The 20,134-nt window shown below is 36.1% G+C and carries 20 protein-coding genes, 1 tRNA gene and 1 pseudogene; 7 read left to right on the forward strand and 15 right to left on the reverse strand.

What is annotated here, in order from left to right:
- Nucleotides 1-12 precede the first annotated feature (12 nt).
- From J3U54_RS08500 to J3U54_RS08510, 3 genes are all read right to left on the reverse strand, one after another.
- Complete coding sequence (locus J3U54_RS08500) at nt 13-1,092, reverse strand: AEC family transporter (RefSeq protein ID WP_220220750.1); 1,080 nt, start codon at nt 1,090-1,092, stop codon at nt 13-15.
- 627 nt (nt 1,093-1,719) lie between these two features.
- Nucleotides 1,720-3,123, reverse strand: coding sequence for a zinc ribbon domain-containing protein (locus tag J3U54_RS08505; RefSeq protein WP_267385737.1), 1,404 nt, complete (start codon nt 3,121-3,123; stop codon nt 1,720-1,722).
- An 11-nt stretch (nt 3,124-3,134) separates the two neighbouring features.
- On the reverse strand, nt 3,135-3,965 hold the full coding sequence (locus tag J3U54_RS08510; protein WP_267385739.1) for a zinc ribbon domain-containing protein: 831 nt from the start codon (nt 3,963-3,965) through the stop codon (nt 3,135-3,137).
- 293 nt (nt 3,966-4,258) lie between these two features.
- On the opposite strand from J3U54_RS08510, the gene J3U54_RS08515 reads away from it, so the two are divergent.
- The 3 genes from J3U54_RS08515 to J3U54_RS08525 all read left to right on the forward strand — a co-directional run bounded on the left by J3U54_RS08515 (nt 4,259) and on the right by J3U54_RS08525 (nt 6,651).
- Nucleotides 4,259-5,221 (forward strand): D-2-hydroxyacid dehydrogenase, encoded by a 963-nt coding sequence (locus J3U54_RS08515; protein WP_267385740.1) that lies wholly within the window; start codon nt 4,259-4,261, stop codon nt 5,219-5,221.
- Nucleotides 5,222-5,459: 238 nt separating this feature from the next.
- Nucleotides 5,460-5,684, forward strand: coding sequence for a hypothetical protein (locus tag J3U54_RS08520; protein ID WP_267385741.1), 225 nt, complete (start codon nt 5,460-5,462; stop codon nt 5,682-5,684).
- Between the two features lie 202 nt (nt 5,685-5,886).
- Nucleotides 5,887-6,651, forward strand: a complete 765-nt coding sequence (locus J3U54_RS08525) for a MerR family transcriptional regulator (protein ID WP_267385742.1) — start codon at nt 5,887-5,889, stop codon at nt 6,649-6,651.
- Between the two features lie 173 nt (nt 6,652-6,824).
- Here J3U54_RS08525 and J3U54_RS08530 read toward each other — a convergent pair whose 3' ends face one another.
- The 3 genes from J3U54_RS08530 to J3U54_RS08540 all read right to left on the reverse strand — a co-directional run bounded on the left by J3U54_RS08530 (nt 6,825) and on the right by J3U54_RS08540 (nt 8,212).
- Nucleotides 6,825-7,130 (reverse strand): hypothetical protein, encoded by a 306-nt coding sequence (locus J3U54_RS08530; protein ID WP_267385743.1) that lies wholly within the window; start codon nt 7,128-7,130, stop codon nt 6,825-6,827.
- 162 nt (nt 7,131-7,292) lie between these two features.
- Nucleotides 7,293-7,799, reverse strand: coding sequence for a hypothetical protein (locus J3U54_RS08535; protein WP_267385744.1), 507 nt, complete (start codon nt 7,797-7,799; stop codon nt 7,293-7,295).
- Between the two features lie 2 nt (nt 7,800-7,801).
- The gene (locus tag J3U54_RS08540; RefSeq protein ID WP_267385745.1) at nt 7,802-8,212 is read right to left on the reverse strand and encodes a hypothetical protein; all 411 of its coding nucleotides are present in this window, start codon (nt 8,210-8,212) and stop codon (nt 7,802-7,804) included.
- A gap of 286 nt (nt 8,213-8,498) precedes the next feature.
- On the opposite strand from J3U54_RS08540, the gene J3U54_RS08545 reads away from it, so the two are divergent.
- On the forward strand, nt 8,499-9,182 hold the full coding sequence (locus J3U54_RS08545) for a hypothetical protein (protein WP_267385746.1): 684 nt from the start codon (nt 8,499-8,501) through the stop codon (nt 9,180-9,182).
- Between the two features lie 491 nt (nt 9,183-9,673).
- Here the strand turns inward: J3U54_RS08545 and J3U54_RS08550 are convergent.
- The 4 genes and pseudogenes from J3U54_RS08550 to J3U54_RS08565 form a co-directional block, all read right to left on the reverse strand.
- A pseudogene (locus tag J3U54_RS08550) lies at nt 9,674-9,859 on the reverse strand (BsuBI/PstI family type II restriction endonuclease); the annotation flags it as partial.
- A gap of 287 nt (nt 9,860-10,146) precedes the next feature.
- Nucleotides 10,147-11,337: an ATP-binding protein gene (locus tag J3U54_RS08555; RefSeq protein ID WP_267385747.1), complete on the reverse strand. Its 1,191-nt coding sequence runs from the start codon at nt 11,335-11,337 to the stop codon at nt 10,147-10,149.
- A 301-nt stretch (nt 11,338-11,638) separates the two neighbouring features.
- Nucleotides 11,639-11,711: transfer RNA gene (locus J3U54_RS08560), tRNA-Thr, on the reverse strand.
- A gap of 120 nt (nt 11,712-11,831) precedes the next feature.
- Complete coding sequence (locus J3U54_RS08565) at nt 11,832-12,590, reverse strand: NADPH-dependent oxidoreductase (protein ID WP_220220730.1); 759 nt, start codon at nt 12,588-12,590, stop codon at nt 11,832-11,834.
- Nucleotides 12,591-12,734: 144 nt separating this feature from the next.
- Here J3U54_RS08565 and galE point away from each other — a divergent pair, with 144 nt between their 5' ends.
- Nucleotides 12,735-13,724: a UDP-glucose 4-epimerase GalE gene (gene galE, locus J3U54_RS08570; RefSeq protein ID WP_267385748.1), complete on the forward strand. Its 990-nt coding sequence runs from the start codon at nt 12,735-12,737 to the stop codon at nt 13,722-13,724.
- A gap of 58 nt (nt 13,725-13,782) precedes the next feature.
- On the opposite strand, the gene J3U54_RS08575 is transcribed toward galE, so the two are convergent.
- The gene (locus tag J3U54_RS08575) at nt 13,783-14,325 is read right to left on the reverse strand and encodes a GNAT family N-acetyltransferase (protein WP_267385749.1); all 543 of its coding nucleotides are present in this window, start codon (nt 14,323-14,325) and stop codon (nt 13,783-13,785) included.
- A 191-nt stretch (nt 14,326-14,516) separates the two neighbouring features.
- Here J3U54_RS08575 and J3U54_RS08580 point away from each other — a divergent pair, with 191 nt between their 5' ends.
- Together J3U54_RS08580 and J3U54_RS08585 are read left to right on the forward strand one after the other, a co-directional pair.
- On the forward strand, nt 14,517-15,884 hold the full coding sequence (locus J3U54_RS08580; RefSeq protein ID WP_267385750.1) for an amino acid permease: 1,368 nt from the start codon (nt 14,517-14,519) through the stop codon (nt 15,882-15,884).
- Nucleotides 15,885-16,043: 159 nt separating this feature from the next.
- The gene (locus J3U54_RS08585) at nt 16,044-16,730 is read left to right on the forward strand and encodes a B3/4 domain-containing protein (protein ID WP_103753120.1); all 687 of its coding nucleotides are present in this window, start codon (nt 16,044-16,046) and stop codon (nt 16,728-16,730) included.
- A gap of 47 nt (nt 16,731-16,777) precedes the next feature.
- Here the strand turns inward: J3U54_RS08585 and J3U54_RS08590 are convergent, their stop codons facing one another.
- Genes J3U54_RS08590 through J3U54_RS08605 form a run of 4 tightly spaced genes read right to left on the reverse strand, consistent with a single transcriptional unit; the run spans nt 16,778 to nt 19,917 of the window.
- Nucleotides 16,778-17,140, reverse strand: a complete 363-nt coding sequence (locus tag J3U54_RS08590) for a DUF956 family protein (RefSeq protein ID WP_103753121.1) — start codon at nt 17,138-17,140, stop codon at nt 16,778-16,780.
- Between the two features lie 6 nt (nt 17,141-17,146).
- Complete coding sequence (locus J3U54_RS08595; RefSeq protein ID WP_220220725.1) at nt 17,147-18,061, reverse strand: PTS system mannose/fructose/sorbose family transporter subunit IID; 915 nt, start codon at nt 18,059-18,061, stop codon at nt 17,147-17,149.
- A 27-nt stretch (nt 18,062-18,088) separates the two neighbouring features.
- Nucleotides 18,089-18,895, reverse strand: a complete 807-nt coding sequence (locus J3U54_RS08600) for a PTS mannose/fructose/sorbose transporter subunit IIC (RefSeq protein WP_220220724.1) — start codon at nt 18,893-18,895, stop codon at nt 18,089-18,091.
- Between the two features lie 17 nt (nt 18,896-18,912).
- A complete protein-coding gene (locus J3U54_RS08605) occupies nt 18,913-19,917 on the reverse strand; it encodes a mannose/fructose/sorbose PTS transporter subunit IIA (protein WP_267385754.1) in 1,005 nt (334 codons plus the stop codon).
- Between the last annotated feature and the right edge of the window lie 217 nt (nt 19,918-20,134).

The raw sequence follows: 20,134 nt of genomic DNA on the forward strand, positions 1-20,134 counted from the left end.
AAAACCTCCTAATTAATGAAATAATCCGCTTTGACTAAGAACACCGAGAAAAGCGATCCAAAATGGCATTGCCACTACCGCCAAAATTGTCGATACAAAGGATGCATTGGACGATAAGACCGCTTCACGATCAAAGCTAATCGCATAAGACGAAGCAACGGCAGCGGTTGGAGTAGCCATCATAATAATGATTGTACCTAAGGCAACATAGCTAATCGGTAAGATGTTAGTCACATTTAAGATGACCAATATTACCAAGTTAAGCAGTGGTACCAAGACAACCTTATTAAAACTGTAGTACCAAGAAGTCTTGTTTTCTGCAGCTTTTTTAAATGAAGTCGAACCTAAGGTAGCACCGATTGATAGCCAAGCAAGTGGTGATGCTAGATTAGCCAGATATTGCAGTGGCTTGTACAGCCAAATTGCAGTCTGATCAATTCGGTAAAAGGCAACCTTAATTATTGGTGCACCAGGATTAATTACGCCATTAACAGCTTGTCTTACAGCTACCTGTGGCATGTAATTTTGCACTAGCCACATAATCAGTCCCAAAAAAGTAGCAATTACGACCGGATTGACAAACATTTTTTTGATATTGCTTGCCTTCATTTTTAAGCCAGACATCTTAATATAGGCATAAGAATATAAAAAGATCCGGTAGCCAATATTAAAAATCGAGCTATACATAATACCCTTGGTGCCAAAGACCGCACCAACAATTGGAATCCCAAAAAAGGTTGTCGAACCAAAAGTGGTTAAAATTGCTAGAACATCTCGTTTATCTTTAGGATACTTGGCATAAGAAATTGGGGTTACCAAAATCAAAATAATATAAATTGCAATTCCCCAAATTAACACATTCATCCCTTGCGAAAAAGTTTCGCCATTAATCGGTTGCATAAATGAGTTGAATGCCAAAGCCGGAAGCGCAACTGTTAAAACAATCTTAGATAAAAGCTTACCATACTTTTCTGTAAAGATATTACGCTTACGTAAATAAAAGCCCAATAAAATAATAAAAATTGTTGACGTTATTGAGCTAACTATCGCAGCATTGGAAAATGTCACTTGAATCGCTTTCGCAATATTCATCTTTCTCCTCCTACTTAATTACATATTTCACAATACATTTTAGTTTTAACCTCAATATTTGATAATAATAGTAAATTAATGTAACCTTTTGTAACTTATGTAAGCGAAATCAAGTGAATAAAATAGGGCGTCTTAGCCAATTATGTAACTTATTTTATCTAAAGGCTTAAAGCCAATACACTATGTGAATAAAAAGACAAAACAAAAAACACCCTATTTTGAATTTCACGAAATAGGATGTTCTTTTTATCATTATTTTTGTATGAGCTTTTTAAAATTCATCAAACCCATCTTCTTCTTGTTCTGCCGGCTGACTAGTTTTTTTATAAGATGGTGACTGCTCAATATATAATTGCTTTTTTCACGATAAGTCATAAGCAATTTGCTCATTTTAAATTCTCCTAGCATTTTGAAGTTTAATAGATTGATGATTTTTTTATTTTCGGCAATTTACTTTATGTTACTACCTTAGAAACATTTATAACAAATACGCAGCTCCACATATTTTGACAGATCGTTATTAATTAACTTTTTATCAGTCCTATATTCAATTAGTAATATGTACTTATTTTCGACTAATTTAATTTGAAAATAAATAAGCGCATCATATGTGATGCACTTATTAGTTTAGTTATTATACTTCTTATCGCTAATAATTTTCCCATTACCGATAGATTTGATTTTTTGTGAAGCATCATCGCCATCACCATTTTGGTGGAACACGCAACCAGAATAAAGCATTACTTGTTTATGCTCATAATCATCATGCTCAAAAGTGTAAGTTATCTTATAGACAACATTACTACTATTATCTGGCGCAGGAGAAATGGAAACAATGCTACAATCCATATCATAAGAAATTATCTCGTCATTATCATTAAAGTTTCCGATCTGCTCATGCAGTTCTTGGTAACCCTTATTCTCCGCGCCACCAACAAATGCATCTTCATCTGGATCTTCGAAGTTGTCTTCCAAGATACTTTCGGCATCATCCTCGCTGATTAAGCCAGGCCATTCAGGCTTAACGACATTGCTACTACTATCATCGTCATCATCAAAGCCTAAATCATCATAATCAATTACCTTTGATCTGATTGCCTTGCCGTCAACTTTCATCATGACATAAATCTTCATGTCATCCGTAGCAGGATATTCTTTAAATACTTTTTCACCGCTCTTATCTAGCGTACCAACCTTTTTCTCGTTAATATAAACATCCGCACCAGGAGAGCTTTTAACCGTAAAATTGACGGTCTTGATATTCATATTAATTGCACTATTTGAAAAAATATTGGCGCTTTTATCAGCAGTTAACTTATGACCAGCAGCAGTTGACTTAACTACAATATGGTATTTTCCAGGAAAAAGCGGCTGTACCTGTTTATAATAACTTTCACCACTACCATTAACCCCGCCAATTTTTTCATCATTAACATAAATCGTCGAATTGGCATGATTGGTCTTAATATGCGGCGTAAAAGTCTTAAATTTTAACGTATATTTAGGGAAAAGCAGTAAATACCGTCCTGACTGTACTAACGAAACGTCTTCATAAGTATCACCATATTTAAAAGCTTCTGCCATCTTATCGGCATCGCTACTATGATCAAAATAATAATTTTGCGTTGGCTTCAAAGCCGCATTAGTGACATGCACACTAGGATTATCCGAAGTAACATAATCTGCTAAGTTTTCCCGCGGATTTTTTAAATACGCAGTAATCTGATCAACTTGATTTTTCCGTTGATAATGATTTGATCCCCAAGCATAAAAAGCAATGAAAGCAACAACTAAAACGCCCACAATGCTCAAAATTACCTTAGTTTTCTTTTTCATCGGCTGGCGCGGATTATTCACAGTCTGTACTTGGTTTTGCGAATTATTGTTAGCAGCTTGCCGGTGAGTCTGATCCGTTCGGTATTCTTGCCGGCTTTGCTTATTATTAGATAGCTTTGCGCCACAGTTGGAACAAAACTCCTCGTTTTCGTTAATTCGTCGTCCACAATTTGGACAAAATTCATTTTTATTCATCTTTACACCATCTACATTGAACCATTAAAACCTGAAATAATTTGATTAAAAACTGACCGTAAAACGGAATTATAAATAAGCGAGTTCATAATCAAACTACAAACAAAAATAATGCCAAAAGCAAGCAAAGCGCCATATGCTTTGTCCCGTCGAGCACCATCATTTGCTAGTAAGGCAACTTCTTGACCAATAAAGAATAAAACAAATAATAGTAAAACTAAAAATAAAGTAAATCTGATACTGTTAAGCCCTAAAACCATTAATAAAAAGAAAATGACCGTCAAAATCAAATTTAGGTTACTAGCATGAATCCCGTGGTTGACAAAATCTAGTAGATGAACTTGCTCATCATAAATAAATTTATAGGCCGCAAAGTGACTAGCAATCACAATCACTTGGAAAATTAGGACGATTAAAAATACCCGAAAGACAATGCTGAAAGAAATATCAAAATTGCCCCAACCTCTGGTATCGACTCCGAAATGATTGACTAAGCCAATTGCACCGGTAATAACTGACTTGGCAAAGAAATATAATCCAGTAACAAATAAAACATCTTCAATTAAAATTGTTAACCAGCCGTACCAGCTTTGAGCAGTTAAATTGCTGTCTGCGGGATGTTTCCATGATTCAACCAGCCATTCCCAATAATTTTGCAAATAGCTACCAGAATTAACATGCTGCTGATTAACTTCAGCCACAACTGGCGCAGTTTTTTCAGTTGCAGTAGTAGCCTGCTCCGGGTCTTTTTCTAACGTAATTGAACGTAAATCACTACCGCATTTAGTACAAAAATTAACCCCATTTTCCATTAGGGCACCACAATTAGGGCACTTTTTCATTACTTGCTCCTTACATTTATAACAACATTATATGTCTATTAACTACTTTCATCAGCTCCCAAAATCTGGAATAGCAGTATTGGATAATAAAACTTCTTCTCCCACTTTATCTTTTACCCAAATAACTAAACTATATATAAAAAAAGCTAAAAAAGCAGAACACTAATTCATTGTAAAATTATCTATTTTTACTGTCAAATTGTAGTATTAGACTATATTGAACTGTTTCATAGTTGGTACTTTTTCAAACTGTAGTAAACTAGAGATTAAAAATGAACAAATGAGGTTTAAAAATGAAAATTGTGAATTTGGATAGTTATGCCTTAAACCCCGGTGACCTTGATTGGACACCCCTTAAGCAGTTGGGCGAATGTACCATTTATGATCGAACACCAGTCAATGATGATGCCGAGATTTTGCACAGAATCGGTGATGCTGAAATAGTGTTAACTAATAAAACACCATTAAATCGAAGTGTTATCACCAAAGCACCTAATCTTAAATACATTGGCGTCACAGCTACCGGGTACAATGTGATTGATACTGCAGCTGCACGGACAGCTAACATCCCCGTCACTAACATTCCAACTTACGGCACGGACGCAGTAGCACAGTTCACTTTCGCCCTTTTACTTGAAATTACTAGCCAAGTTGGTTTGCACAATAAACTGGTTCACGAGGGCCGCTGGAGCAGCAATCCTGATTTTACTTTCTGGGCAAAACCATTAATCGAACTGCAAGGTAAAACAATGGGTCTAATTGGCTTTGGTAGCATCGCACAAAAAGTCGCCGAAATTGCTCACGCCTTTTCAATGAAGGTCATTTTTTATAATCATCGGCCAAAAACAAACCTTCCAAACTACGTCAAACAAGTTAGTCTGGATGAATTATATCAACAAGCCGACATTATTAGTCTTCACGTGCCACAAGCACCTGAAACAACCGAAATGATTGACCGAGAAGCAATTACCAAGATGAAGGATGGCGTTCTATTACTTAATACAGCACGCGGGGGCTTAATTAACGAGCAAGATGTTGCCGACGCTTTGAATAATGGCAAAATTGGGGCAGCTGGTGTTGATGTTGCCACCAAGGAGCCAATTCCTACTGACAGTCCGTTATTAACGGCAAAGAACTGCTACATCACACCCCACATTGCTTGGGCACCGCGCGAAACGCGTGATCGGCTACTAGGAATCGCCATTGATAACCTGAAGGCCTTTTTAGCAGGCAAAGAGCTTAATGTGGTTAATTAGTAAAGAACTTAATTACTAGTATATGAAAAAGACATAGTCCTATTTTGGACTATGTCTTTTATCTTGGTTAGTCTTTGCTAACACGCAGACATCGATTTTATAACCAGCAAAATTAGTGAATTGCTTGTTTTGCTTAGTAATTTTGCACTATTTTTTGCTTAATCTGAAAACCAAATAACCAAATTCACTATTCAAGAAAAAGTGGATAGTTAACGAGATATGAAGTTAGAAATGAATAATGAATTACATGTTTTTTGAGGTAACAGAAAAAGTTAGCTGGCTCTCTACCCTAATTAAAAATCAGGACAACGTCTATTGTATTGGCTTTTCTTTGGTAAAAAACGATCATATTTTTGGAGCATTTAGTATTAGTGCCCCGGTTTATCGCGTCGACAATGATAAGATTAAGACTTGGATAAAAGAAGGCCGTGAGGCTCAGCAAAAAATCTTGCAATTATTTTAGTTAAGCTATTTTGTAAGAAAATGGCTTTTTTTACTGTTACCCTTACTATTGCGGGAAATATCTAATAGACTTTAAGTAACCGAAAATGCAGTAAAACCCTATTATTAGCGCCATTTTAATGTGCATTAAATTAGTTTGCTTTTTCTTGACCTTGACGTAACGTCAAAGATTATACTTTGTTTTGCAAGTGAGGGATTTAATCATGTCATATTCAATAAACGACTTAGCCAAGTTAGCAGGTATTTCTACCAGAACATTACGTTACTATGATAAGTGTGGTCTTTTAAAAGCGCGAAGAGATCCAGAAAACAATTATCGTTATTATGAAGAAACCGAAGTTGATCAACTACAAAAGATAATGCTCTTAAAATTGTTTGATTTACCGTTAGCACAAATTAAACAAGTAATGGTAAGCTCACAAAAACAGCAACTCGTGACTCTGCAAAGTCAGCGGCAAAAGCTTGTTAATGAACAAAAGCGGTTGAACGATCTGATTATTTCCTTAGACAAAACACTTGCAGTAATGAAAGGAAAAACTCAAATGAACGATGTAGAAAAATTCACAGCGCTTAAGGCTCAAGCAATTGTTGACAATGAAAAGAAGTACGGCAAAGAAATTCGCTCTAATTATGGTGATGAAACAATCGATGCTAGTAAAGAAAAATTCTGTTCATTTTCAGAAAAAGATTTCAATCATGTAGAAGATATTAAGAAGCAAATACTAATAGAGTTAAGGCCTTTAGTTGGGAAACTGGATGTTACGAAAGCAGCTGCTCAACATCTTTTTAATCTTCATCAAAAATATTTGTTAGCCATGTGGCCAACCGGACAATACTCATCTAAAGCCCATAAGGAGCTGGCAAATATGTATGTAGGGGATGCGCGATTCAGGCGATATTACGAAGAAGGCACTGGTAAAAAAGACGCCGCCAAAACTTTAAAAGCAATCATTGACTATTACGCTTAAATTTTTATCACTTAGTCAATGTTATTGAGAAAAAAGTAAAAAGACTAAACTATTAAGAAGTTATCTGACACACAGCGATTAAAGCTGTGTGTTTTTTGTACTAAGTCTTCTCTTAAAACAAAAAATCCCATAATTAGAAGTCCTAATTATGGGGTTTATTATCTACAAATTATTTAATACAAATACCACAAACCAGCGATTGATCCGATATCAAAATCCGACTGTTTTAGTCCCGTTATTTCACAAAACTTATTCGCTAATTCGGGCTGGGCCTTTGGTGACCAGACACGCAAATTGGTGCAATCTCCAGGTACGATCCAATATCCCAACTTTTTTAATTCAGGATATTTACTTACATCCAGTGTTAAACCATTTTTCAACGAAATCAAGTATGTTGAATTAGCAAAATGCCCCCTCTTATTAAACAGTGCAGGTAATTTTTGCTCTACTGTAACTGGTTTGATTTGCCATTTCATCATTCAAGCCCCCTATCTAGCTTGTTAACTCTAACGAAATAACTTTTATGTAGTTACAGTAACACTTTCCTTAATTTGTGTAAACACTTACATTATATTCTAAACCTCTTTGTCGCTGTTTAACATTGCTAACAAAGTATAGTTAAGTACACATTCCTTCACACGTTAATTCCTACCCCCAGTTATAATAATGTACTTTTTTGGTAGACAGTCATTCAACAGTACTATACATTGTGGAAGCTCGGCCTGCAATAATGGCAATAAGTCGGTGGTTTGATTGGGGCACCCATTAGGGATGTACGTTACTGAATACCTATTTTCATTAATTTGTTCAATTTCAAAAATTGGCCCCTTTTGCACTTTATTATAGCCAAAGATTGTTCGATATGGTGGATTTACTTCCTTGATTAGTCTAGCAGAACTGACTACATTTTGAATTGCAGTAACTAGCCAGCCAAAGTTCTTCAATCGATTGAATTCGTATATTAATAATATGAATATGGGAATCATAGCAATCAATAATGCAACCACGAAGTTGCTATCACCATTCATACTTGATATTAGCCAAAAAACCATCACACAAAATATCCACGGAAATGCTACGATTCCAAAACTCATTGGACTAATACCCCATGGATATTGCGTATCATATTCTAATTTATTATTGATCATTATTAACTAGCCTCCTTGACATCTATTAATGCCTTGTAGAAAGCAGTTGCGGTGATGTTTTCAATTTCATGTTCTGTGAAAAGTGGTTCAGTATCCTTTACTTTTACATTAATAATCGAACCAAATGGCAGCGCCGCTTTTTTACTGATTACCTTAACTGCATAAATGGTTGCCTTATTAATCTTGTTACTATCGTTATAGTCAGGAGCTTCCTGGTATTCAAGGTTATCAAATACGAAGTAATTACCCATTACCCTCTCTAATTCCATTTCCATGTAGGATTGAATTAGGGAGTTTTTGTTTAAATGACTGTCAGAAAGAGTAGAAATATTTTTGTCATGTATTTTGCTTGTACTCTCTTTCTGGTTATCAATTATTAGCTTATTATTTGAAGTATTTTTTATTTCTGCCAAAATTTGTCCTCCTAAATATTATTGGTTACAAATCGGTCATGACCTTGCTTTTTATTTAATCTATAATGAAACAAATAAAAAATACCTTTTTCTATCCCTCTATAGAAGTAATAAAAATCGGTATTGACATTTTTTTATTTTTATAAATTAAAAGCATGATTAAAGCTATTAAATGGGATTTTTCATAATATAGAGCCACAGCCCCAAAAAATCAAAAAGGATATATCGTTATTATAGGTACCAATTAAATTAAAGGAGGACATATCAATGCGCATTGTAATCATACATGGAGCACACCAATCAAAATGGTTTGATTCAATATCTAAGCCATCTAAACATCACGTATAGAGAATTTGCTGAAATAATCAATTCACTGAAAGAGGAGGAAAGATACCGAAATATTGATAAAAATGAAGAAGATGAATTAAGAATCATGCATTTGGCAAAGGGTTATAGGCCAACAGGAATTGAATTATTAATAATTTCTAAGATACAGTATGGAAGCTCAGCAGCTTGGAAAAAATTGCTTTTTCCTAATAATCAAAGTGTTTTAGACACTTTGTTGTTTACCATCCCAAAAATCATTAGTAGATACGATTCAAAGCAAAATTTTTTGAAGTTCACTCATGTTAACAACCACTGTATAAAAACTAAGTATGATTTGTATCAAGGACTATACAATAAGAAAACTTCACTGAAGACACTAACTCTAATTCTAATTAGTCAACTTATTTTAGATATCAATGCAAAATACAGAAGTTGTAAAAACAATAACTTGATTAGTCTCTATGATCACTATCATAATCAGCTTTTGGGTCATGCTCAGGAATTAATTATGCTGACTATGAATAATGAAAAAACATTAAATAAATTAAAAATTGAGCTATGTCAGAACCTATCAAATCCAAATAAAATTATTTTTAAAGACCTCAATTCAATAATGATTCGCAATTTTATGAATTTGATTTAATTATATGAAAAAAGCCGGAGACTTCCGGCCTTTTTCATATAATTAATGATTATTCTTTCTGAAATGCTATCTCTACTTCCCATGTTGTTAATAAATACAATTATTCTATATTTCTTATTATCAATTAAAATGTATTTATTACCTCGGGCTTAACTTACACGACAAAACCCATTTTTCTTCATAAGGCTGCACATTCCGAAGCAGCTGTTAATTTGCCCCTTCACATTTAGACTTTACTCTTCGCTCATACCTTCTCATTCTTAATGTTTATTTTTCTGTGGCATTTACATTGGTCAGATAAGTTGAATTTACCAAATAGTTTCATACCTAAAATAAATATAAAAATTACTTACTATCGTACGGTCTATGAATTTATTCCCATTCATATATCATGTGATCTAGAAAATCAGCTATCCATATTTCTATTTCTCACGTAATACTTTCTACAAATTTTTTATATTCCCTCCAATCCTGAAATGCTGTAACAAATACTAAACCTGAATTTCCTTTATATGCTTTTGCTTTTCTAATTTTTCAACTCTATCTACTGACATAGGTCCAGTTGATGCAACACACTCAATTAAAAATATCCAATTTTTCTCTTCTTGGTGCAAGATAATATCTGGTATTGATTCATACATATTCATAGGAAAGCCCAAGACATGTGTTAAAGCCCTATCAAATTTTAAGTCTTTCTATTCTCTGTCACCTATACAAAGTAATTTAGAGCTACCCGCAAATTTTGGAGCAAATTTCTGCAAACTTCTCTATGCAATATATTATGCGGACCAGGCATTAGTTTAAATTCATATCCGTTATAATTAATTGGTATTATAGCTCTATTTCTCTATCTTTCATTGGAACAATTCTCGATTCATGATCTTTTTTGAAGTTACATATAGCGTTCTTATATTATTTTTTATTGCTGAAAATGTAGCAATTTATAGGGTTGAGTTAACTTCATTTATCTTAGAAATTTGGATTTATTTATATATACTCCAAGATTAAATTCTTGGCATGCTGCAGTTATCTCATTGATAGACACTTCATCTTCATATTTAAATTCTAGTTTAACTTTTTTCTGGATTGGATTCAGCTGACTAGATTTTGGCTTTACTTCTTTTCTAATTACGGATATATCCTTTTTCAACTCTTTATCAATAATATTTTTTTGTTCGATATCCTTAAAAACTACAATACTTTCTAGAAGCTTATCTTTTTGGAAACTGTCTGGTGAAGGAGAAGAAGCATTCTTCTGATTTAACAAAAATTCTTCTACATAGGAATCAATTGAATCAGCCAGAATATATCTATAAACCAACATAGAATTATAGTTTGATTCTAAGCAAGATTCTTGTGGATAAACAGTGAGAAATCTATATTGATCTAAATACACTACTGTGAAACTTTTTATCAAACGATCTTTATACATCAAATTTAGTGTTTCCCAGTTTACACGGGCTCTGTTTTGTGATAAGGAATATGACTGTATTTTATGACGCGGGGCCTTATCAATATCATCCACCAAATACATGCAATAATCAGGATCAAATTCATATAAAAACCTTTTTTCTCCATCCTCAGAGTATTCCCAATTAGTTATATCCGAAAGTTTATATTTATATTGCTCTTTAGGTGGTAAATCTAATCTAAACCTTTTTTTCCATAATTTTTCCACCTGATAGTCTTTGGCAGTTTGATTTATTGCCGTATTAGTATCATTTAATCTACAGAAAATCTGTCCTGGTTGAATTCTATTTTCACACTTTTTAGGACGATATTGTTTTGTTAAATATACTGGTACTTGATTAAAATCCTTTATAATAATCACATCTATAGTATGCTTTTTTATCGGTAAGGATTCCACCCTTACAACAGGAGTTTCATGATTAGCAATAGGTAAATGCTCTAAATAATCTGTTAAATTTTGCGTATTATATCTATTTTCATCTTTTTCAACGCCTACTATAGTATGGTTGCGATCGTTTTTAACGCCCATTATTAAATAGCAATCATGATGGTGAGCCGTATTAACGAAGCTAAATATGTCTTTTATCATTTCATCTTTTTTATTTTGAACGTACCATTCTTCTTTAAAATCGTGATACTCATCTTCATCTTTTCTAATAAGTTTAGTTATTATATCTGCCAACATAAGCCTTTTCTCCTCATATAATTTCAATTAAATTTTATCCTTTTTTTGATTCTATGTAAAATACAGGTTTAACCCGCAAACTAAAAAAGCAGGCAATTACAGCCTGCCCATCATACTATTTAGAACACTCTCACTCACTTAAACACACTACAAACATATTCACCCTTCGCGCGTCTATTGGTGTGCCTATTTACTTAAAATCAAACTTATTTCATGATTTTTCAAAACAAACAAAAACCTTTCAAATGCTGTCCTAATAGGATTCATTTGAAAGGCTTTGAAATATTAAACGATAAATTTATGCTGATTGCCAGAATCGAACTGGCGACCTTTTCTTTACGAGGGAAACGCTCTACCAACTGAGCTAAATCAGCAATTTTTGCAACATTCAAATTATACCAAAACTAAAAAAAACGTGCAATTAAATGTCGGACTTTCTTTAATATTGCCAGACAAAAAACCTATTGCTTGTTTACAGCAATAGGTTTAATTGCCTACTTCCAATCTAGGCATAAGCCCTGTTGATGAAGCAGTTCCGGCAGTTGGTCCCGGTCAGTCGTTTTATTATCTAATTTTGCACCGGTGATTTGCTTGGTAAACGAATCAATTCGTTTGTTGGAATCACGCAAATCATAATAAGTGGTGACAACTTGATCATAGTCGCGCAATTTGTCCACTTTAAAGTCCCGGGGATATTCGTTTTCAAAAGTAGTAAATTCTAGAGGCAAACGCGGTTTTAACTGCGGTTCTTGATCTGGGATACCGACCTGCATCCCCAAGACTGGAAAAGTTAGTGGTGGCAAGTCAAGTTCAGCAAGCATTTCAAGGGGATGATCATTAATTGTCCCCAGCGGAACATAACCCAATTCCATGCTTTCGACCGCATTAGCAACATTTTGCCAAGCCAGAAGCGTATCTTCCATTGCCTGGAAAAAAATATCCGTCGTATGAACGCGGCCATCGTCCTTATTAAGCTGTTGACGAATTTGCTGGTTTCGGTAAAGGTCAACAATAAAAATAAACAAATCACCTTCAGCACCAACATATTTTTGACCACAAAGTTCCCTAATCTTTTCCCGCTTAGCTTGATCAGTAATATGCAGTAAACTAGCGTTTTGCATAAACATACTAGTTGCTGTGTGTTGAAAAACTGTGTACAAAGTTGTTAATTGCTCAGAATCTAAACTTTTATCCTTAAATTTTCGGATCGAACGATGATTAATTTGCTTATTAATTGTTGAATTATGAATCATTTGCCTACTTCTTTCTATTCATCTTACTAAAAGTAAGTCTATTGCAAAATTTTTTTGCTGTCAATTATCATTTAGAAAAAACTGAAATTCGCTCCTATTCTATGCTAAAATCAAGTTAACTACATATATTCAATGGAGGTAATTATGCGCATATTAGTTATTGGTGGTGCTGGCTATATTGGCTCTGTGGCAGTCAGTGAATTGGTTAAACAAGGCTATGAAGTAGTCGTTCTTGATGCTTTATATACCGGACATAGAAAAGCAGTTGACCCTCAAGCCAAATTTTATCAAGGCGATATTGAAGATAAGTTCTTAGTTAGCCAAATTTTACGTAATGAAAAAATTGACGCAGTAATGCACTTTGCCGCTTACTCTTTAGTCCCTGAATCAGTGAAAAAGCCCCTCAAATACTATGATAATAATGTTGCGGGAATGATTGCCCTGCTTGAGGCAATGAATGATGCCAAGGTTAAGTATCTGATTTTCTCTTCAAGTGCAGCCACTTATGGTATTCCGGAAAAGTTGCCGATCACTGAAGAATCACCCCTGAACCCAATCAATCCATATGGCGATACTAAAGTAATGATGGAAAAAATTATTCATTGGGCTGATCAGGCTGATGGCATCAAATCAATTGCTTTACGGTACTTTAATGTTGCTGGTGCTGGTAATAACGGCGAAATTGGCGAGGATCATCACCCTGAAACCCATCTGGTACCTAATATTCTGCGCAGCGCCATTTCCGGTGACGGGAAGTTTACTATCTTTGGCAATGACTATGATACTAAAGATGGCACTAATATCCGTGATTACGTTGAGGTTAATGACCTGATCGATGCGCATATCTTGGCCTTAAAGTACTTAATTAAAAACAAGCAATCTGATGTATTTAATATCGGAACTGCTCACGGGTACTCCAATTTAGAGATTTTACAAGCAGCACGCCAAGTTACTGGTATCGACATCCCTTACACAATGGGACCAAGGCGTTCTGGCGATCCTGATAGCCTAGTCGCTGACTCGACTAAGGCAAGAACCATTTTAAACTGGCAACCTAAGCATGAAACAGCTGAAGATACGATTGCAAGCGCATGGCAATGGCACCAAAAGCATCCAAACGGTTATGAAGATTAATAAAAAAATTCACTGATCAACTAAACTTAGTTTGGTCGTGAATTTTTTATTTACCATCTTATTGTTTAATCATGGTGTATAAATCCATATCGCAAAACTTACCGTGATACTTAACTTCATCCTTTAAAAGCGCAACATGCGTAAAATTTAGTCTTTCAGCAATTGCTCTACTGGCAAGGTTGTTGTGGTCCGCTAGAAGCTTGACTTGATGTAATCCGAGTTCGTTAAAAGAAAAAGCAACTAGTCGCCTGACTGCTTCAGTCATGATACCCTTTTTTTGATAAACTTGAGACAACCAGTAACCAATTTCGGCACTTTCATTCTTCCACTTAATAGTATGTAAATCGACCATCCCGGCTGGCTGTTCATTGACCAAGACGACTAGCGGCAACTTACGGTATTGCGCGAAATCATTTCGCATAGCCCTGATAAAATCGACCTCATCTTCAACCGCTGACATTTTTCCCGCCCAAGGTAAAAAATGTGCTAGTTCAGCGCGATCATGAGCAATTATGTCATAGAGCTTGTCCGCATATTTTACTTCGGGTAATGCCAATTTAACTTCGTAACCATTAATCTCAAATTCACAGCAAGTAAACATTCAGCATTCCTCCTTAATTATAATTTAATATAGTTTATCATACTACAATAACAAGGCATTCGGCCATTTTTACTAGCAATAAACAAATTAAATTTTAGAATTTTTTCAGCTTTTAGCAGTCAAACTTCTCATACTAATGCTATAATCGAATATTGTAATATAAAAAAAGAAATAGAATTTGGAGTGATTTGATGAACGATGAAGATGAAAAAAAAGGCTCGGGTTATGAACGAACTCTAACCAATGCCCACATTCAGCTGATTGCGCTGGGTGGAACCATTGGGACCGGGCTTTTCCTAGGAGTTGGTAACAGTATCCGCCGAGCTGGTCCAAGCGTTATTTTGATTTACATTATTGTTGGTATTTTCTTATTTTTATTAATGCGTGCTTTGGGTGAATTAATCGTTTCAGACTTATCCAAACATACTTATATTGACTTTATTAAAAAATATCTTGGCAAAAATATCGGCTTCATCTCAGGCTATCTTTATTGGATTAGCTGGGTCACTTTAGGAATGGCCGAAATGACGGCACTTGGAATTTATTTTCAATACTGGTTCCCCCATCTGCCTACATGGGTGCCAGGACTTGTTACGATCGCGGTTTTGCTTTGCATCAATTTGCTGTCAGCACGCCTTTTCGGCAACCTCGAGTTTAGTTTTGCCATTATTAAAATCGTAACTGTGATTGCTTTCGTCATTTTAGTCGGTTATTTATTGTTAACTGGGGGCAAAACCAGTTTTGGTCCTGTCACCCTAGCTAATTTAACGACCAATGGTGGTTTTTTTGCCCAGGGAAGCAACGGCTTTTTCGCTGGTTTCCAGATGGTTATCTTCAGCTTTGTCGGTGTTGAACTTGTTGGTTTAACTGCAGCCGAGGCACAGAACCCTAAGGTAACGATTAAAAAGGCAATCAATGAGGTGCCAATGCGAATTATTTTATTCTATGTTTTGGCCATTATTGCTATTTTAATCGCTATCCCATGGAATAAGGTGTCGACCAATTCAAGTCCTTTTGTGCAAACACTCGCAGCTACGGGTATTCGCAACGCTGGTTCAATTATTAACTTCGTTGTTATTTCCGCAGCCGTCTCTTCAACTAATAGTATTTTGTATAGCGCAGGACGTTTACTGTTTTCCGTCACTTTTAATGGCAAGGGAAAATGGAATCAGACATTTGGTCATTTAAGACGGCAACTACCCCAAAATGCGCTGCTTTTATCAGCAGGATTAATGGAACTGGCCCCCTTTGTTATTATTCTTATCGGTAAAGAGGCCTTTAATTTTATTTCATCAACCTCTACAAGTATGTTTCTTATTATTTGGTGCTTGATGCTTTTAACCCATATCTCTTACCGCAAAAAGACTAATTCTGCTGAATTAACAGACTTTAAAATGCCGGGCTTTCCATTCTGGGATTATGCAACCTTAGCATTTTTCATTATCATGATTATTCTATTATTAATTCTCCCAAGCAACCGTATCTCAATGATTGCCGCCCTATTAACATTCATTATTTTGTTTAGTCTTGCCAAATTCTGGCGCAAAGAAGCAGCCTAACTGGGCAAAATAACCTTAGGGGAAACTTGAATTACCATTATTTTTATAATAAAATTTAGGTTAATTAAAATATTTAATCACCACCGGGCGATAGCACTTAGTGAACTCTTTAGGTCTTAGTAGAGTTTGCTAGGTGCTCTTTTTTTAGGAGGAACTATTATGGAAACATTCGTCGTTGATCAAAAGTTTTGGGAAATCTTTCCTGAAGCTAAAATTTTCACGCTAGTTGTCAATGGTATTGATAATCACATCCCTAGCGATGTCTCTAGCTACCAACAAATATTGAATCAAGCCGAAGAAAAAGCACAAGTATATTTAACTGAACCTGACTTTAAAGATAATCCTGTAATTGCCCAATGGCGGGAAGCTTTTAGTCAATTTAAAAAGAAAAAGGGCGCTCGTGCATCTATTGAAGCATTACTCAAACGCGTAGCCCAGGGCAGAACATTTACCCCAATTAACCCACTGGTTGATCTCTACAACAGCGTTTCACTGGAATATGGCGTTCCTTGCGGTGGCGAAGATCTTGCTAAAATTGCTGGAACCATGCATTTAGGTCTTGCCAGCGGTAATGAAGAATTTTATCCTATCGGTGCTACTAAAAATGAACCGCCTCGGACTGATGAAATCATTTATTATGATCAAACTGGTGCGGTGTGTCGTTCACTAAATTGGCGAGATGGTGAAAGGACCATGTTGACTGAAGACACAACTAGCGCAATCTTAATCATGGAAGCAGTAAATGAGGAGCAAAAGGATAGAACTAATACTGCCATTAATGCACTTCAAGACAAAATTGCCACTAAGTTAGGTGTTAAAGGTACTATTCAAGAATTTACAAAATAGTAAAAAAAGAAGCTTTAAGTAATTTCATACTTAAAACTTCTTTTTGTTTATTTACTTAAAAATCTTCTTTTGAGATTTTGCCACAGACTCAGCGCTTGTCGCATATGGTCAGCAGGGACATATTTGCGAATTGCTCGCAGCGTTTTTTTATTGTTCTTAGTTGTAAAAATAAATGTTCCGCTAGTCCGCGTTCTGATTTCAAAACGTGGTATATAGCGTCCTTTAAAATGAACATCAGCTACAACATAAGTCACTTCATTCCACGGTATCTGAACGTAATCAGATAAATTACGTTCATTGTAAAACTCAAACGCCTTATCGCCCACCATCGCTTTGCCATATACAGCAACTGCACGAAACCAAGTGGCTTCAGCTGTTAAATCGACTTTAGTATTTTGTGATTCAACCATTTTATCCTAAATAACATGTAAAACGTGTAATAATACACCAACAATAAAGATAGCAATAATAATTACAATTGGTGAAACTTTCTTCTTCAAAAGCCACATGCAAAGGAATGTTAGCAGTAAACCAGCTAAACCTGGAATCAACATATCCAAGTTATTTTGCAAGGTAGTTACCTTAAACTTAGTCAAGGATAAACCATTTGCTTGTCCTAGCAGAGCTTGTTGAATTCCCTTGGCACCAGCAGGAAGCGAGTTCCAATCAATATAACCACCCTTTTGGACCGGTGTTTTCGAAACAATCGGCGTAAACTTAATGTTTACCCAACGCTCAATTAATGATCCTAAAACAAACATCCCCATCATGGACGCACCACGGGTTACCTTTTGTAATAGACCACCAGACATATCATTAGTAATTGCTGAACCGGCTTTATAGCCAAATTCTTGGGTGTACCACATAAAGGCAATTCTAATTACATTCCATAAAACAAAGAATAGAATTGGCCCTAAGATGTTACCTTGGATAGCCATCGATGCACCGAGGGCACCTAAAATTGGCCGCACAGTATACCAGAAAACAGGGTCACCAACACCAGCTAGTGGTCCCATCATTCCGACCTTAACACCTTGAATAGCTTCATCTTCAACTTTAGCTCCATTTGCCTTGTCCTCTTCCAAAGCTAAAGTAACACCTAAAATAGGTGAAACAAGGTATGGGTGGACGTTGAAGAATACTAAGTGACGCTGAAGCGCAGCAGCCATGTCATCTTTATTTGGATATAATTTTCTTAGTGCCGGAATAAGTGAGTATGCGAACCCACCGTTTTGCATTCTTTCGTAGTTCCATGAAGCCTGCAAGAATTGTGAGTGCCACATAACATTGAAGCGGTCGGCTTTAGTTAATTTGATTTTTTGATCAGCCATAATAAAATCCTCCTCTTAAATATCACTTTAATAGTCATCAATGATATCGCCGAGCGGATCGCCGGTACCTTCATCATCTGAACTAGATTTGCCATTGCCACCCTTTGATTCAAGAGCAAGGTACATCAGAGCCATAGCAAGACCGATTGCACCTAAGGCAATTAAAGTTAGGTCCTTGATTGCTGCCAAGGCAAAACCGATTGCGAAGAATGGCCATACTTCACGACTAGCCATCATGTTAATAACCATTGCATAACCAACGGCTACGACCATGGCACCACCAAGAGACATACCTTCACTCAACCATGTTGGCATTAGGCCCAGCCAATACTTAACCGTTGAAGCTGGGATTGCTAACAAGAGTGCTGCCGGAATAGCAATTCGCAGCCCCTGTAAGCAGACATCGATCCATTGCCACATATTAATCTTGCGCCAGTTGCCCTTTTTAGCTTCGGCATCCATGATGTGCACAATAGCAGTTGAAATGGTCCGAACGATCATGGTTAAAAATAGTCCGGCAACAGCTAATGGCATCGCAATACCTGTAGCCATACCGATTCCTTTAGTTCCTTGTCCACTCTCAACCAGGATAATTGCTGAAGCAACTGATGCTAAAGCAGCATCTGGAGCCACAGCAGCACCGATATTAGCCCAACCTAAGGCAATCATTTGTAATTGACCACCTAAAATAACACCCAAGTCCAAGTGACCAGTAACTAAACCAATCAACGTACATGCAACAAGGGGTTGGTGGAATTCCCATTGATCTAAGATACCTTCCATACCTGCAAGAAAGGCAACTAGAACAACTAAAATCATTTGAATAGCATTCATTTTTTGCTCCTACTTCCTTATTTCTTTTGCTCGTCAAGCAAGCTCTGGGCCTTATTTAAAATAGCGTCCATATTGCCCTCTTTGTCAGTTGGCACTTTCCGTACGTCAAACTTAACTCCTAATTTAGCAAGTTCGTGGAAAGTGTCTACATCTTCTTGGTTCATTGATAAAACATTGTTAGCATTAACATCACCAACTGAGTAAGACATAGAACCGACATTAACCGTTTTAATATCAACCCCTGCTTTAATAACAGTTAAAACATCTTCAGGGTTTTCAAATAAAAGCAGCGCATGAGTATTGCCAAAGCGTGGGTCTTTAGCAATCTCAATCATCTTTTTAATTGGTACAGTGTGAGCCTTAACACCAGCAGGTGCGGCTTCACGAATCATGCTTTTACGCATTTCGTCTTTAGCAACACTGTCAGACACAACTATTACCCGATCAGGGTGCATCGTTGGAATCCAACCAGTCGCAACCTGACCATGTAATAGACGTGAATCAATTCGAGCTAAAACAAACTTAATGTGTCCATCACCAACAACTGTTCCTTCCGGAATAGTCTTCTTTTTGCCAGTTTCCTGAGTTTCAGAAACTGACTTACTCTCTAACTTCGGCATTAATTCAGCTGGCTTTGTTTTAATACCATCTTTTGCTGGTTCAACAATTGCAGTCGCAATTTCATGAGCTGTAGCATCAGGATTAGTCATTCTTTGCGTTAAAGCTTCAACAACCATCGGTAAATTCATACCAGCTACAACAGCCCAGTTGGGATGATTTTCAAGCAAGCCATTTGCCTGATTAAACGGTGTACCGCCCCATAGATCAACTAGTAGCAATACTTCAGCTTGATCATCAAATGAAGCAATCGCCTTGTCCATTTTGCCCTTAATATCATCTGGCCCCTCATCGGGTGTCAAAATTACATGAGCAAAATTGCTTTGTTCACCAAATAACATTTGCGCTGACTGCGCAATGCCATCGGCAAAACCACCATGGCTGGCTAATACAATTCCTACCATGAGATTTCCTCCTTTAGATAAAACGTATCCTTCATTATTGTACATTGAAAGTGCGTTCAAGTCACGCCACCTAACAATTTTCTAATATAATAAGACTAATCTTTTAATCATAAGTGAATTAAAAAACCGCACAAAAAAGAGGACTATCATTAGTCCTCTTTCTTACTTGCTCCGGCTGTCAGACTCGAACTGACGACATCTTGATTAACAGTCAAGC

Source organism: Lactobacillus sp. B4007 (genome assembly GCF_026535895.1).
Classification (GTDB): Bacteria; Bacillota; Bacilli; order Lactobacillales; family Lactobacillaceae; genus Lactobacillus; species Lactobacillus panisapium.